13 protein-coding genes are annotated in these 15,183 nt (G+C 71.8%); 6 read left to right on the forward strand and 7 right to left on the reverse strand.

What is annotated here, in order from left to right; genetic code table 11:
* Positions 1-51: 51 nt before the first annotated feature.
* On the reverse strand, positions 52-3,318 hold the full coding sequence (lysX, locus tag ABZ928_RS05965; protein ID WP_361515284.1) for a bifunctional lysylphosphatidylglycerol synthetase/lysine--tRNA ligase LysX: 3,267 nt from the start codon (positions 3,316-3,318) through the stop codon (positions 52-54).
* Between the two features lie 88 nt (positions 3,319-3,406).
* Between lysX and ABZ928_RS05970 the strand changes: the two genes are divergently transcribed.
* Positions 3,407-3,868, forward strand: a complete 462-nt coding sequence (locus ABZ928_RS05970) for a universal stress protein (protein ID WP_361515285.1) — start codon at positions 3,407-3,409, stop codon at positions 3,866-3,868.
* A 13-nt stretch (positions 3,869-3,881) separates the two neighbouring features.
* Here the strand turns inward: ABZ928_RS05970 and ABZ928_RS05975 are convergent, their stop codons facing one another.
* Positions 3,882-4,979, reverse strand: coding sequence for a hypothetical protein (locus ABZ928_RS05975; protein ID WP_361515286.1), 1,098 nt, complete (start codon positions 4,977-4,979; stop codon positions 3,882-3,884).
* Positions 4,980-5,129: 150 nt separating this feature from the next.
* The gene (locus tag ABZ928_RS05980) at positions 5,130-5,948 is read right to left on the reverse strand and encodes an alpha/beta hydrolase (RefSeq protein ID WP_361515287.1); all 819 of its coding nucleotides are present in this window, start codon (positions 5,946-5,948) and stop codon (positions 5,130-5,132) included.
* Between the two features lie 57 nt (positions 5,949-6,005).
* On the opposite strand from ABZ928_RS05980, the gene ABZ928_RS05985 reads away from it, so the two are divergent.
* Entirely contained in the window at positions 6,006-6,479 is a 474-nt protein-coding gene (locus ABZ928_RS05985; protein WP_361515288.1) for a MarR family transcriptional regulator, read from the forward strand.
* 41 nt (positions 6,480-6,520) lie between these two features.
* Here ABZ928_RS05985 and ABZ928_RS05990 read toward each other — a convergent pair whose 3' ends face one another.
* On the reverse strand, positions 6,521-7,684 hold the full coding sequence (locus ABZ928_RS05990) for a CapA family protein (RefSeq protein WP_361515289.1): 1,164 nt from the start codon (positions 7,682-7,684) through the stop codon (positions 6,521-6,523).
* 203 nt (positions 7,685-7,887) lie between these two features.
* Here ABZ928_RS05990 and ABZ928_RS05995 point away from each other — a divergent pair, with 203 nt between their 5' ends.
* From ABZ928_RS05995 to ABZ928_RS06010, 4 genes are all read left to right on the forward strand, one after another.
* Positions 7,888-8,433, forward strand: a complete 546-nt coding sequence (locus ABZ928_RS05995) for a sigma-70 family RNA polymerase sigma factor (protein WP_194083420.1) — start codon at positions 7,888-7,890, stop codon at positions 8,431-8,433.
* A gap of 135 nt (positions 8,434-8,568) precedes the next feature.
* Positions 8,569-9,096: a hypothetical protein gene (locus ABZ928_RS06000; RefSeq protein ID WP_361515290.1), complete on the forward strand. Its 528-nt coding sequence runs from the start codon at positions 8,569-8,571 to the stop codon at positions 9,094-9,096.
* Between the two features lie 195 nt (positions 9,097-9,291).
* On the forward strand, positions 9,292-9,945 hold the full coding sequence (locus ABZ928_RS06005; protein WP_361515291.1) for a zf-HC2 domain-containing protein: 654 nt from the start codon (positions 9,292-9,294) through the stop codon (positions 9,943-9,945).
* Between the two features lie 64 nt (positions 9,946-10,009).
* Positions 10,010-10,873: a hypothetical protein gene (locus ABZ928_RS06010; protein ID WP_361515292.1), complete on the forward strand. Its 864-nt coding sequence runs from the start codon at positions 10,010-10,012 to the stop codon at positions 10,871-10,873.
* A gap of 3 nt (positions 10,874-10,876) precedes the next feature.
* Here the strand turns inward: ABZ928_RS06010 and ABZ928_RS06015 are convergent, their stop codons facing one another.
* Genes ABZ928_RS06015 through ABZ928_RS06025 form a run of 3 tightly spaced genes read right to left on the reverse strand, consistent with a single transcriptional unit; the run spans position 10,877 to position 15,119 of the window.
* Positions 10,877-11,740, reverse strand: a complete 864-nt coding sequence (locus ABZ928_RS06015) for a DNA-formamidopyrimidine glycosylase family protein (protein WP_361515293.1) — start codon at positions 11,738-11,740, stop codon at positions 10,877-10,879.
* 46 nt (positions 11,741-11,786) lie between these two features.
* Entirely contained in the window at positions 11,787-13,862 is a 2,076-nt protein-coding gene (locus tag ABZ928_RS06020; RefSeq protein ID WP_361515294.1) for a SpoIIE family protein phosphatase, read from the reverse strand.
* A gap of 54 nt (positions 13,863-13,916) precedes the next feature.
* Entirely contained in the window at positions 13,917-15,119 is a 1,203-nt protein-coding gene (locus ABZ928_RS06025) for a DUF6777 domain-containing protein (protein WP_361515295.1), read from the reverse strand.
* Positions 15,120-15,183: the final 64 nt, after the last annotated feature.

Consider the following 15,183-nt stretch of genomic DNA (forward strand, 5'->3'; position numbering starts at 1 on the left):
ACTTGACCGGTGCGGCGGCAGGAAAACACCCGCCCGGCCTATGACGGACCGTCAGCGGCGGCGCACCAGAGGGAACGGCAGCGTCTCCCGGATGGTCAGTCCGGTGAGGAACATGACCAGCCGGTCGACGCCGATGCCGAGGCCTCCGGTGGGCGGCATCGCGTATTCGAGGGCGTCGAGGAAGTCCTCGTCGAGTTCCATCGCCTCGGGGTCTCCCCCGGCGGCGAGCAGCGACTGGGCGGTGAGGCGGCGGCGCTGTTCGACGGGGTCGGTGAGTTCGGAGTAGGCGGTGCCGAGTTCGGTGCCGAAGGCGACGAGGTCCCAGCGCTCGGCGAGCCGCGGGTCGTCACGGTGCTGGCGGGTGAGCGGGGAGACGTCGGTCGGGAAGTCCTTGTAGAAGGTGGGCAGCTGGGTCTTCTCCTCGACGAGCCGCTCGTACATCTCCAGGACGACGTCGCCGCGCCCGTCGTCGGCGGTGTACGGGACGCCCGCGCGGTCGCAGTGCCGGTGCAGGCGCGGCAGGTCGGTGTCGGCGTCGATCTCCTCCCCCAGGGCTTCGGAGAGGGCGCTGTGGACGGTCTTGACCGGCCAGGCCCCGGAGATGTCGTACTCCTGGCCGTCCTTGCGGGCGATCGGCGCGCCGAAGGCGGCGGTGGCGGCGCCCTGGATCAGTTCGCGGGTGAGGTCGAGCATGGCGTCGTAGTCGGCGAAGGCCTGGTAGGCCTCCAGCATCGTGAACTCGGGGTTGTGCTTGTAGGAGACGCCCTCGTTGCGGAAGGTGCGGCCCATCTCGAAGACCTTCTCCAGGCCGCCGACGCAGAGGCGCTTCAGGTACAGCTCGGGGGCGATGCGCAGATAGAGGTCGAGGTCGTAGGCGTTGATGTGGGTGGTGAAGGGGCGGGCGTTGGCGCCGCCGTGGATCTGCTGGAGCATCGGTGTCTCGACCTCCAGGTAGCCGCGCTCCAGGAGGCCCTGGCGCAGGGCCTGTACGGCGGTGGAGCGGGCGCGGACGACGTCGCGGGCGGCGGGGCTGGAGACGAGGTCGAGGTAACGCATGCGGACCTTGGCCTCGGGGTCGGTGAGGCCGCGGCGTTTGTCGGGGAGGGGGCGCAGGCACTTGCCGAGGAGCTGCCAGGAGGTGACGAAGACGGTGGGTTCGCCCTTGTCGCTGACGCCGGCCGTGCCCGAGGCGGTGATGTGGTCGCCGAGGTCGGTGTCCGTGCGGAAGCGGTCCACTCCGTCGTGGGTGAGGGCCAGTTGGTGGTCCCCCGACCAGTCCCGCAGCGTGACGAAGACGATGCCGCCGAAGTCCCGCACCCGCATGATCCGCCCGGCGACGGTGACCTGCTCGCCTTCCCGCACATCGGCGAGGGCGTGGGTGCGGGCGGGGACTCCCACCGGGTAGGGGTCGATGCCCTCGGCCCTGAGCCGGTCCAGTTTCCGGTGCCGGACGCGGGCCTGCTCGGGCAGACCCGCGTCCGGACCGCCGGCCCCGGCCTCGTCCCCTCCGTCGAGGCCGAGCGCCGACAGCGACGGCAGGCCCTCGGTGGTGGCCGGCCGCGGCCCGGCCTTCGGGTGCCCCTTTCCCCAGAGTTTGCGCAGCGACGGTACGGAGACGAAGCCCTCGGCGATCCCGGAGGCGAGGCCGATGCGGGCGAGGGCGCCGGTCTCGCCGTAGCAGATGAAGCGGGGGTACCACTCGGGGTGGTACTTGGCGTTGGAGCGGTACAGGGCCTCCAGCTGCCACCACTTGGAGAAGAAGAGCAGCAGGCGGCGCCACAGGCGCAGGACGGGTCCGGCGCCGATGCGGGCGCCTTCCTCGAAGGCCGAGCGGAATACGGCGAAGTTGAGGGAGATCCGGCGCACGCCCGACTTCGGGGCCACCGCGCAGAGTTCGGCGACCATGAACTCCATGACGCCGTTGGGGGCGCTGCGGTCACGGCGCATCAGGTCGAGGGAGATGCCGTCGGTGCCCCAGGGGACGAAGGAGAGCAGGGCGAGGAGCTTGCCGTCCTCGCCGAGGGCCTCCACGAGGAGGCAGTCGCCGTCGGCGGGGTCGCCGAGGCGGTCCAGGGCCATGGAGAAGCCGCGTTCGGTCTCGGTGTCGCGCCAGGCGTCGGCCTTGTCGACGATCTCCTCCATCTCCGCGTCGGTGAGGGCGGAGTGGCGGCGGATACGGCAGTGGGCGCCGGTACGGCGGACCCGGTTGACGGCCTGCCGGGTGACGCGCATGTCGCGGCCGCCCAGGTCGAAGTCGGCCACGTTCAGGATGGCCTCGTCGCCGAGCTGGAGGGCGCCGAGTCCGGCGCGGGCGAAGGCCTTGGCGCCGTCCTCGGAGGCGCCCATCGCGGCGGGCGCCCAGGCGTGCCGGCGGGCCGCGTCGAGCCAGGCGGCGATGGCGTGCGGCCACGCCTCGCGGTCGCCGACGGGGTCTCCGCTGGCGAGGCAGACACCGGCCTCGACGCGGTAGGTGACGGCGGCCTTGCCGCTGGGCGAGAAGACGACGGCCTTGTCGCGCCGGGTGGCGAAGTAGCCGAGGGAGTCCTGGTCGCCGTACGCCTTCAGCAGGGCGCGGATGCGGGCCTCCTCGTCGCCGTGGAGGGCGGCCTCCATGCGCTGCGAGCGGAAGAGGGCGGCGGCGGCGTTGAGGAGGGCGAGGGCGCCGAAGAGGCCGAGGAAGAAGAAGAGGGGGCGGGGCGGGGTGCCGTCGAAGGAGCGGCCTGAGACGAGGCCGCCGCAGACCCGGTTGGCGGCCCACAGGAGGCGCTGGCCGCGGGGCAGGGTGCCGGGGAAGAGTTCCACGAGCCCCCAGCCGGCCAGGATGCCCAGCACCAGCCCGGCGCACAGCACGAGGACGGCCCGGCGGACGGCGGCGCGGCGGGAGGCGGCGTAGAACTCGCGCCGGGCGACGACGAGCAGCGCCAGAGCCAGTCCGCACACGACGAGGGACGGTATGGAGTCGACGTACAGGCCGACGGCCACGCCCAGGGCGTCGACGAGGATCAGCAGGCCCAGATAGACGACCACCAGCCACCAGGCGACCTTCTTGCGGGCCGCGGTGGCGCCGGCGAGGAGGAAGAGGAAGACGGCGTAGGCGAGGTTGGCGCTGATCGGGACGATGAGCAGGTCGAGGAGGCGGACGACGGGGCGCAGGAGCCGGCGCAGCGGAGGGATGAGGGCGAGCAGCAGACAGAGCAGCCCGAGGGCGCCGAAGAAGGCCGCGAAGCCCTCCGGCACCCTGCTGAGGAAGCCGCTGCCGGGCCGTCGTATCGGGCCCTTGGTGTCCTTCGCCGGTACGGCCTCGACGGTGGCACTCATGTTCCGACTGTAGGAACTGCCGGGCCTCCCCGCCCGTCGGGAGGCCCCGCTCGGCTTCGCAACCTGGGGATTCCGATAGCCTCCAGCCGTGACGGAACAGCACTCGCACCAGTTCGAGCGGGGCACGGACGGCCCGAAGGTCATCGTGGTCGGAGTGGACGGCTCGGAGTCGTCGATCCGCGCGGCGGCATATGCCGGCGGCCTGGCCCGACGCCAGCACGCACTGCTCGCCATCGTCTACGTCCAGCCGGTGATGACGGCGGGCGCGGCACTGGGCGCACCGGTCGCGGAAACGACGGACGAGATCGCCGAGGACCTGGTCGCCCAGATCCGCCAGGCCACCGAGCAGAACAAGGGCATATTCGACGTGCGCTGGGAGTTCCACACCTTCCGCGGCGACCCGTACGGCGGCCTCGTGAAGGCGGCGGACGAGCTGAAGGCGGACGCGGTGGTGGTGGGCGCGTCGGAGCAGGCCGGCCACCGGATCGTGGGGTCGGTGGCGGTGCGGCTGGTGAAGGCGGGGCGGTGGCCGGTGACGGTGGTGCCGTGACCCCGGACGGGGTCTACAGCAGGAAGCTCAGCACGACCAGCAGACAGCCGGCCAGCGGGACCCCCAGCACCAGGGCCGCCTTGCGGCGTTGGCGGCGGGTCAGACGGCGGGCGAGGAAGACGTCCGTCCCCGGCCAGCTGCCCGGGAAGCGCTCGAAGACGGGGCGGAGGCAGTTCACCGCGGCCGACTCCACCGGGCTGAAGCCGTTGTACCTGGCCTCCTTGGTGTCGAACCGCACGAAGCGTCCGGCCCAGTCGCCGTCGAACCAGACCGCGCCCCGGACGGCGGACTCCCCGTACGGGGCCTGGCCGAGCGTGTTCCTCCTGGGCTTCGGCGGGTAGTCCGGGAGCCCGCGCGGCACGAGGGGCGCCACCAGCGAGCGGATCTCCTGGTACTCGTCGGCTCCCGCGGCGATGATCAGCACCAGCCGCTCCGGAGGTACGGTCCGGCAGGCGGTCTCCACTTCCCAGAGCAGGCCCGCGCTCGTGCCCGCGCCGACGCAGATCACCACCAGCCGTGCGGAGACCATGAGTTCGGCGACCGTGTCCTGCCAGACCGAATCGTCCACGTAGAGGCGCCGGGCGCCGACCCGCGGCAGCGCCTCCCCCGGCCGGCCGATGGCGACGACCGGACCGATCGACCCGAAGGCCAGCGCCAGTTGCTCCTCCTCCGTGCGCCGGGACACCAGGAGGGCCACCGTCCCGGACTGGATCTGGGAGTACTCGCCGAGTCGCTCGTCCGCGGTGAAGGGCCGGAGATACAGCACGTGGTCGCCGAACTGGTCGTGGACCGCGCGTGTCCCGAGGTCGTGGGGGACGCGCGGCCCATCGGCTCGTACGGGCGACCGTTGCCGGGCCGCCCGTCGCTCCTCGTGGTCCGGCAGGACCGGCGCGCGGTGTCGGCGGCCGGTCCGGGCGAGGTTCCGGCTCACCGTGAACAGCGGCGCCCCGATCGCGACCAGGACCACGATGAAGACGAGCAGTCCCCACCAGGGCATCCCGTCGCTGTCCTCCGCATAGGCGTGCGGCAGTGCGTAGACCCCCATGAAGACCAGCACGGCCCCGACGAGCATCCCCGCTCCGCCCGCCGCGACGTACACCAGCCCGCGCACCGGCTCCTGTCGCCCCCGCGGCCGGAAATTCCGCGACATCGTCTCCCCCTCCGCCCGGCGGCGGCACCCCCCCGTGCATCGTCGGCGGGCCGGAACCACGACGTCAATGACGTCGACGCCGTCATGTGACGGGAGACCGTCACCGTGCTCTCAGAGAGTCCGGAGGAAGTCCAGCAGGAGCGTGTTGAACTCCTCGGGCCTCTCCATGTGCGGGTAGTGACCGACGCCCTCCATCGTCACGGAGCGGCCGTCGGGCACCGTCCGGGCCAGGCGGTCCGCCATGGCGATGGCGTCGGAGGCGTCGAGGGCGCCGTGTACGGCGAGGACGGGTACGGCGATCTGCGGGACGCGCGACCAGGGGTCGGCGAGTGGGGTGTGCCGGTCCGGCTCGTCGGGGGTGTGCTTGGAGAGGGTGTGGGCCGCCATCTCCTGGAGGCGTCGGACGACGTGCGGGGCGACCTCGTCGGCCGTGCGGTGGGGTCCGGCGGCGTTGCGGCCGAAGGCCTCGACCCAGCCGTCGAGGTCGCCGGCGGCGAGCAGGGCGGCCGACTCGCCCGCGCGTTGCAGGGTCCAGGGGTCGGTGTACTCGAAGGCGCTGGTCCCGGCGCCGCAGACGACCACCGCGCGGACCAGCTCGGGGTGTTCGAGGACGGTGTCGGTCACGACCGCCGCGCCCATGCACAGACCGACGAGGACCGCGGGACCGGCGTCGAGGTGCCGCAGCAGGCCGCCGAGGTCGTCCGCCCAGCGGAAGGGCTCGCTCGCGTTGGCGGAGAAGCCGTGACCGCGGACGTCGGGTGCGACGACCCGGTAGCCCGCGACCGCCAACGCCGGTATCTGCTCGTCGAAGACGCGGTGGTCGGCGTATCCGGAGTGCACCAGGACGACGAGGTCGCCGGTGCCCGTGTCGCGGTAGGCGAGGTCGCCGTCGGCGGACGGGTGGTAGCTCAGTTCCGAAGCAACTGTCATGACAACCAAGGTGTCATTCTCGCTCGACTTTGGCAACCCAGGTGTCATGATGGGCGGGTGAACGACATCGACGGACCCCTGCCGCCCGACGAACTCGGCCACCGCGTCAGCGAGGTGTTCGACCTGATCGGCGCCCTCTACCGGCGCGGGCTGCGCAAGCTGGAGCAGGCCGAGGCCGTCGAGGGGGTGTCCGTCGGGGTGCGCTCGGTGCTCGTGCTGCTGCACCGGTACGGGCCGATGACGGTTCCTCAGATGGGCCGGATGATGACGCTGACCCGGCAGTTCGTGCAGCGCATGGTCAACGACGCGCTGGCCCGGGGCTGGGCGGAGAGCATCCCCAACCCCGCGCACCAGCGGTCCTCGCTGATCCGGATCACGGACGAGGGCCGGGCCGTGATCACGGCGATCCTCGACCGCGAGCACGCCTTGAACCGGCAGGTCGGCGGTGAGCTGACCGAGGCCGAGCTCAAGGCGTGCGCGCGAGTGCTGAAGGAGATGCTGAAGACGTTCGACCACGTGGACGCCGACTGAGCCGCTTCCCCGTCGACAGAGCTACTTCCCCTTCGGCTGAGCTACTTCCCCATCGTCAGGCCGTCCTTCGCCGCGCCCCGGCTCAGCACCACGTCCCGGATCCGGTCGCGCACCCCGCTCAGCTCGGCGCCCTCGGCGATCGCCTGATCGATGTTCACCACCCGGCCCGCGTCGATGTCGAACAGCTGCGGAATGAACTCGGCTTTCTTCACCTCCCATCGGCCGCCCGGCTTGGCGGGCGGTGCGAAGGTGAAGCGTCCGATCGTCGACTGGTTGCCGCGCGGGTCCTGGACGCCCTGGTAGTTGTACATCTCGCCGGCGATCTGGTCGCCCATGCCGTAGATGACCCAGGTGCCGTTGACCTTCTCGTACGCCTGCGGGATGTGGGCGTGGGTGCCGAGGATGAGGTCGATGTCGGGGCGGCCGTTCGTGCGGGCCGCGGTGAGGGAGCGGGCGAGCGTGAGCTGGCGGTCGTCGGGGGCGTCCTGCCATTCGGTGCCCCAGTGCACGGAGACGACGACCACATCGGCGCCGGCCCGACGGGCGGCGCGGGCGTCCGCGAGGATCTCGCCCTCGTCGATGAGGTTGACGGCCCAGGGCTGCCCCTGCGGCAGCGGATAGCCGTTGGTGTCGTACGTGTACGCGAGATGGGCCACCTTCGCCGAGCCCGCGCGCAGCATCGTCACGGTGCGCGCCTCGTCCTCGCTGCGCGCGGTGCCCGCGTGCCGTACGCCCTCGCGGTCGAGGGCGTCGAGGGTGCGGCGGACACCGTCGGCGCCGTCGTCGAGGCTGTGGTTGGAGGCGGTGGAGCAGCCGTCGTAGCCGGTGGCGGCGAGGCCCTTCGCGACCTCGGGCGGGGATTTGAAGGCCGGGTAGCCGGTGTAGTCGCCGTTCGCGCCGTAGACGGTCTCCATGTGACACAGCGCCAGATCGGCGCGGGAGACGAGCGGTTCGACACCGGAGAACATCGGACGGAAGTCGTAGCCCGAGCCGCCCGCGTCGTAACGGGCGCGGTCGATGATCGAGTTGTGCGGGAGGACGTCACCGGAGGCGACGAGTGTGAAGCCGCGGGGTCCGTCGGCGGACGGGGCCGGGCGGCCTGGTCGGTCGGGCGGTTCCTGGTGCCGGGCCTGGCAGGCGGCGCCTGCGGCCAGGAGGGCCGTAAGGGTCAGGGCCAGGGCCACCTGTCGTCTGCGTGCCATCATCAGCTCACCCCACTGTGATCATATTTACGCACAAATAAGTACGAAGATGAACGGCGCCGCAAACGGTTCGGGCACGTTCATTCGCCCGATGGGCGAGGCGGAGGGAACCGTTCGTCGTACCGTTCGTCGACGCGATCGACCGTCCGCCGCAGATCCATGTGCGCGCCCTGTCCCTCGCCGTCACCCTGCGATGCCATACGGCCATGACGGCCGGAACCACGCTCACCAACGGGACGACCGCCGAGCACGAGCTCGCCGCACTGCAGCGGGAGCACGGCCGGCCGCTCTTCGCACTGCTGCTGCGGCTGTGCGACGGCGACCGGCAGCGCGCCGAGGACCTCGTGCAGGAGACCCTCGTACGGGCCTGGCAGCATCCCGAGGCGCTGCGCGCCGACGACTTCGACTCCGTACGGCCCTGGCTGCTGACCGTGGGACGGCGGCTCGCCATCGACGCGCGGCGGGCCCGGCAGGCGCGGCCGCCGGAGGTCGGGGACGCGATCCTGGAGAACGCGCGGGTGTGCGCCGACCACGCCGAGCGGGCCGCCGCGGCCCTCGATGTGCGCGAGGCTGTGAAGACACTCACTCCGGAGCACCGTGAAGTCCTGGTGCTCGTGTACTTCCAGGGGGCGAGTGTGGCGGAAGCCGCCGAAACCCTCGGAATTCCGCCCGGTACGGTGAAGTCTCGCGCGTACTACGCGCTGCGCGCCCTGCGCCGGGTGCTTCCCGGCTATGCGGCCGACCTGCGATGAAACTCATGGTGCGGCAAAGGATTCGCAAAGCGCCTTGCTGAGGACCATGGTTGAGTAATCGGCTGTCTTCATCCGTGTTCCGCACTGGGGCCCGGTAACGGGCGACGCGCACGCACCGGAGGAAGGCAGGAAGGGATGCAGCACAGAGGTCAAGAGAGCACGGATGGTGCCGGCGGCGGGGAACTCATCGTCCCGATGGCCTGGTTGTACGCCGAGTACATCGCCGACGAGCTGCTGCGGACCGGCGATCTGATGCCGCCGACGTCCTTCGAGTTCCGCGCGGGGCGCGACGCCCTGGCGCTGACCATCTTCCTGTCCGACACCGACGGCGAGCTGTCCGGGATCCGGGTGGTCTCCCAGTTGGAGACATGGCTGTCGCTGACGGCGTACGACCAGCCCTGGCAGGACTGGGTGCGCGAGCGCATGGCACGGCTCACGGCCGAGGCCGCCGAGTCCGGCGCTCCCGCACCGGATCTGAACCTGGCCGAAGCGGCCTGGCAGTGGCTGGAGGAGACCGAACTCCTCGCCCCCGACCTCAACGCCGTCCCGGGCGGCGGCCCGGCCGTCGGCATCGGTCTCGGCGAGGACGAGGGACCGCAGGTGTGGACGAAGGCATGGCAACTCGGGCTGCCGCTCGGGCACCTCGCCATCCACCTGTTCTAGCCACGCATCCGGCCGCGCCACGGCCGCGAAGGGGACGGTCCCGGACTTTTTTCGGACGGGACCAATCCTCGTGCCGGGCGGCTCCGAATCCATAGGTTGCGATTCTGTGTGTGCCTTGAGTGATTCGGCGTTGCGGTGCGTACGGGTGGGAGCAACGAGTAACCCCACCCGCACCCAACGGCACGAGGATTCCGCATGAGGTCCCAGGAGAGGCATCGCGACGTCGCCGCGTACGCGCTCGGCGTGCTGGACGAGGCGGATGCCTTCCGCTTCGAGGATCACCTCATGGAGTGCCCTCGGTGCGCGGCAGACGTCACCGAGTTCGGCCCCATCACCCGGCAGTTGATGCTGTACCGGCGCTCCACCCCGCAGTTCGTGAGCCCGCTGGCCAAGCCCGGCCCCCGGATGCTGGACCGGCTGATGTCCGAGGTGGCCACGCGCCACCGGACCGGACGGCGCCGGTTCCTGTGCGCCGTGGCGGCGACCGTCGCGTTCGCGGTGGCCGGACCGGGGATCGTGGTCCTCGCAGGGGGCGGCGGGGACACGGCCCAGCGGATCGAGGCGACCGACGCGCGCTCCGGGGTGTGGGCGCAGGTCACGGCCGAGGACGAGACCGCGGGCACCCAGGTGGAGCTGAAGGTGAAGGACGGCGCGGGCCCCCGCACCTGTCTCCTGGTGATCGTCGGCCACGACGGCTCCGAGGAGACGCTCACCACCTGGACCGTCCCCCGCCACGACGCCCGCGAACTCATCATGAACGGCGCCTCGTCGTACCACCCCGACCAGATCGCCCGCTACGAGGTCCGCACCACGGACGGCGAGCATCTCGTGACACTCCCCGCCGGCTGACGTCGAACGTCGCGCACGGTCCCCGCGTCTCAGGAACGACAACCGTCCGGTCCTGGGGGGACACATGCGTACACGCCTCGCACCACTGCTCGGTCTCTTCGCCCTGTTGCTGACCGGCTGCGGCGACGAACACGGATCCCGCGCCCAGACCGACGACTCCAAGTCCCGCGCCCGCGAGGTGGCCGAGGCCTGGGACGGCTCACGGGCGGCCGAGGTGTGGCGCGCGGGCTACTACCCGATGGCGGACGTCGTCCAACTCCCCGACAACGCCTTCCGCGACGAGCACGACAAAGAGGCGTACGACGCCCAGAACTTCGTCCTCGAAGGCGAACTCCCCACCGGATCACCCGAGACGGGCAAAGTCCAGTGGCGGCGCGGCGGTTCACTCACCCTCCCGCTCATGGACGCGCAAGAGGCGTACGGCAGTGTCGCGCGCGGCGGCAATGACGGACCGCATCTGACCGTGACGAAGGCCGAGTTGGGGAAGACCACCCTCGTCACCACCCGGGGCCCGGCCACCGTCCCGGCCTGGCTGTTCACGCTGGAGGGCTACGACACCCCGCTCAAGCGGATCGCCCTCGCCCCCTCGGAACTCCCCAAGTCGCCGATCGGGCCCGCCCGGGAGGTGCCGACGGACTGGCTGATGCCGCTCGAACAGTTCATCAGGACCGGAGCGGACGGCCGGTCGGTCACCGTCCTGGCGGGACACGGCGCGTGCGACGACGGGGCGGTCGTGCACGCCCTGGAGACCGACGGGAGTGTGGTGCTGTCCGCGGCCGTCGTCGGGACGAGCGACGGTGACTGCACCTCCAATCTGCTCTTCCAGACGGTGACGGTGAAGCTGAAGCGCGAGCTCGGCGACCGGGTCCTCCTGGACGCCTTCACCGGCGCGCCGGTGGCGTACGGGCGCCAGACCCAGCACGGCTGACGGCTACTTGAGCAGCCTCGACATCCTGCGGTCCGCGAGCGGTTTGCCGCCCGTCTGGCAGGTCGGGCAGTACTGGAGGGAGGAGTCACTGAAGGAGACCTCGCGGACGGTGTCGCCGCACACGGGGCAGGGCTCGCCGGTACGGCCGTGGACGCGCAGGCCGCTCTTCTTCTCCGCCTTCAGCCGGCCGGCCGCGACACCGCGAGAGCGCTCGACGGCTTCGGTGAGGGTGGTGCGCAGGGCCTCGTACAGGCGTGCGGTCTCCTCCGGCGTGAGGGACGCGGCGAGTTTGAAGGGGGACATCTTCGCCGCGTGCAGGATCTCGTCGCTGTAGGCGTTGCCGACGCCGGCGATGAGGGACTGGTCGCGCAGGGCGCCCTTGAGCTGCCGCCGCTCGGGGGCGAGGAGCGCCGCGAAGGCCGCCTCGTCGAAGTCGTCCGCGAGCGGGTCGGGGCCCAGGCGGGCCACGCCCGGGACGTCCCGCGGGTCCTGGACGACGTACACCGCGAGGCGTTTCTGCGTGCCGGCCTCGGTGAGGTCGAAGCCCTCGCCGGTCTCCAGGGCCACGCGCATCGCGAGCGGGCCCTTGCCGGGCTTGGGCGGGCCGTCGGGGAGGCGGTCCTTCCAGTGCAGCCAGCCCGCGCGGGCGAGGTGGGTCACGAGATGCGGGCCGCCGTCGGTCTCCAGGTCGAGGAACTTGCCGTGCCGGTGCACGGCGACGACCTCGCGGCCCTCGACGGCGGTGAGGGGTGGGTCGTACGTCTTCAGGACGCTGATCGCGACGGGCAGGACCCGGACGATCTCGTGGCCGACCAGGTTCTCGGTGAGGAAGTCCTTGAGCGCTTCGACCTCGGGGAGTTCCGGCATACGTCCAGAGTGCCACCGGAGGCGGGTGGGTTCACCGCCGGACCGCTCAGCTCCGTTCCGGCACCATGAACTCGCACCACACGCACTTGCCGCCGCCCCGCGCCTCCACGCCCCACACGTCGGTGAGCAGGTCGACGAGGAGGAGGCCACGTCCCGACACCCCCGACTCCCCCGCCTCGCGGCGGCGCGGGAGGGCGCTGGAGGAGTCCTCGACCTCGACGCGGAGGCGGCGGTCGGAGCCGGCCAGGACCCGCAGGGTGACGATGGCGGCGCCCTCGGTGTGCATGAGGGCGTTGGTGATCAGTTCGTCGGCGACCAGCTCGATCTCGTCGGCCCGGTGCCGGGCGCCCCAGGCGCGCACCGCCGCGCGGATCATGTGGCGGGCCTCGGACAGCGCCTCCGGGTCGCCCGACGCGACGTGCTGCTGGAGCCGCCCGCCGGACTGCGGGGTGTCCAGGCCCCGGCGGCGCAGCAGGAGCAGGGCGACGTCGTCGTCGCCGCCGCGTTCCTCGGCCACGTCGATGAGCCGGTCGGCGAGGTCGCGGACGTCGGCGGGCCCGGAGGCGACGAGCGCGGTGAGGGTCTGCACGCCGTCGTCGAGGTCGGCGCCGGGCTGTTCGACGAGGCCGTCGGTGCACAGGAGCAGCGTGTTGCCGGGGTCGAGCTCGACCGTGCCGACGGGGTACTCCAGGCGCCCGAACTCGGCGGACAGGCCGAGCGGCAGACCGCCCTCGACGGGGACGCGGCGGCAGCTGCCGTCGGCCTGCCGGACGAGCGGGTCGATGTGCCCGGCGCGGACGACCTGGACGACTCCGGTGGCCAGGTCTGCTTCGGCGTACAGGCAGGTCGCGAAGCGGTCGGTGTCGAGTTCGTGCAGGAAGACGGAGGCGCGGGCCATGACGGTGGCGGGGGTGTGGCCCTCGGCGGCGTAGGCGCGCAGCACGATCCGCAGCTGGCCCATGACGGCGGCCGCGTGCGTGTCGTGGCCCTGGACGTCGCCGATGACCGCACCGACCCGGCCGCCCGGGAGCGGGATGAGGTCGTACCAGTCGCCCCCGATGTCCCGCCCGAGGGAGGCCGAGCGGTAGCGGACGGCGACGTCGGCGCCGCGCACGCTGGGGATGGTGCGCGGCAGCATGGCCTGCTGGAGGCCGGTGGCGAGGTCCTTCTCCTGTTCGTAGAACATGGCCCGCTGGAGGCTCTGGGCGATGCTGGAGCCGAGGGCGACGAGGACGTTGCGGTCCTCGGGCGAGAAGCCGCGCCGGTCGCTGTAGAGCAGGCCCATGGCGCCGATGGGGCGGGCCTGGGCGATCAGCGGGAGGTAGGCGGCCGAGGTGATGTTCAGGTCGGTGATGTGCGGCCACAGCACGGGGTAGCCCTCGGCGAACTCCTCCGGCGACTCGATGAAGCGCGGGGTGAGGGTCCGTACGACCTCGCTCATCGGGTACGGCTCGTCGATGCGGGTGACGTCGGTGCCGGGCACGAAGCTGCCCGCGGGGCCCTCGGCGACCAGCCTGATACGGCCCGCCTCGACCAGGCCCATGACCAGGCTGGTGGCGCCGAGATGGGTGAGGCCGTGGGTGTCCTTGAGGACGTCGATGACGTCGTCGACGGTACGGGCGTAGGCGAGGGCGGCCGTGGTGAGCTGGACGACGTTGGTCTGCTCCTGCCGGGCCTCGTCCTGTCCGGCCTCCTCGCGGCGGCGTTCGAGGTCGGTGAGTTCCTGGGTGGCGTCGCGGACGATGCCGACGATGCGGCGCGGCCGGCCCGTCTCGTCGCGCCGGATGTAGCCCTGGGTGTGGGTCCAGCGCAGGGAGCCGTCGCGGCAGCGGATCCGGAAGTAGGTGCCGTAGTTCTCGCTGCCGTCCTTCATGGCCTGGGAGACCAGGGCGTCGAGCCGGTAGCCCTCGGGGCTCGGCACGCGGATCGCGAGGGTCGCGGGGTGGCCGTCGTATTCGTCGGGGCGCAGGTCGAAGACCTCGTGGGCCTGGGCGTCCATGTGGAAGAGGCCGGTGTCCAGGTCCCAGTCGAAGCTGCCCATGCGGTTGAGCGCCAGGATCGGGTCCGGGTGGGCGGGCCAGTCGTCCGGGAGTGACAGGGCGCTCGCTCCCCGATCAACCATGGGGCCACCTTGCCAGGGTTTGTCCGATTCTTCGACTTCTCCGACTGGGGGGACTCAGTCGCCGAACACGTCGGTGGGGCTGTCGAAGATGCTGTCGGTGGTGGTCGGCTCGCCCGGCTCATCGGGCTCGGCAGGCCCGTCGGGGATCAGTCCGCCGCCGTCGGGGAGGTCGGGGGTGTCCGGGACGGTCTCGGGGCCGATGTCCTGCGGGGTGGTGCCGGTGGGGTCCTCGACGGTGGGGTCCTGGACGGTGGGTTCGTCGGGCACGGTCGGGGTCCGGGGGGCGGTGGCCGGGGGCAGCGTTCGCTCCGCGGTGTCCTCGTCCGGGGAAGGGGTGAATTCATCCGGAGCGGCACTCGGACTCGTACTCGGACTGACGCTCGGGGCCGGAGTCAGGATCGCGACAGACGTGCTGGACGGGGACTCCGAGAGGCTCGGCGTCGATGTGGGTGTCACCAGGTCCGGCGGCGGTACGACGTGGTCGTGCCGCGTGTCGTGCCCGCAGGGCCGCTCGATCCAGGTGTGGTGGACGATGTCGATGATCGTGATGTGGGTGATCACCTGGGGTGCCGGAGTCACCACGACCACGTGCCCGGGCCGGTAGCCGGACCACGCCTGCCCGCCGGTGACCGCGCCGCCGCCGGTCGCCCGCGCGGGCGTCAGCGGGTTGCCGCAGGCGCAGCGGACGCGGGGCACGCCCCGGTTGTCGACGAGGACGGCGGTGCCGGTCTGGAGGACGGACTGGAAGCCGGTGGCCCGCCCGTCCCGGTACCCGTGGTTGGTGACCCGGGTGTCGGCGCGCAGCACGACCGAGGTGAGGGAGCGCAGATACGCCGGGACGGAGCCCGGGGAGACGCCCGCGACCCGCGCGAAGGCCCGCCCCCGGTCCGGGTTCGCGGCCAGGTGGTCGATCTGGCGGTTCACGTCACAGCTGCCGGACCCGGCGGTGCCGCCGTAGAGGCCGGGCGTCGCGCCGGAGATCGACCGCACGCCCGAACGTGCGGGTTGCCGCGTTCGGGTGAGGGACGAGGGGCTGGAGTGGGGACTGGGGCTGCGGCCGGTAGTGGTCGTCGTCGCCGTGGAGTCCGTGGAGTCCGTGGAGTCCGTGAAGGGGTCTGGTCCCTGGGCCCCGACGGGCTGGAGGAACAGTTCTCCGTCGGCCCGCGTGGCCGTGTCGCCGGAGCCTCCGCAGGCGGCGACGATCAGTGCCGCCGAGAGCGCGCAGGCCGTGACGAAGGTTCCGGTGGAGGTACGCACCGTGTTCTCCCGCCTCAAGCCGGGCAGTTCGTCACTATTGTCTGCTTCACTCACTTGGGTTACG

The organism is Streptomyces sp. NPDC046909 (assembly GCF_040644695.1).
Lineage (GTDB): Bacteria > Actinomycetota > Actinomycetes > Streptomycetales > Streptomycetaceae > Streptomyces.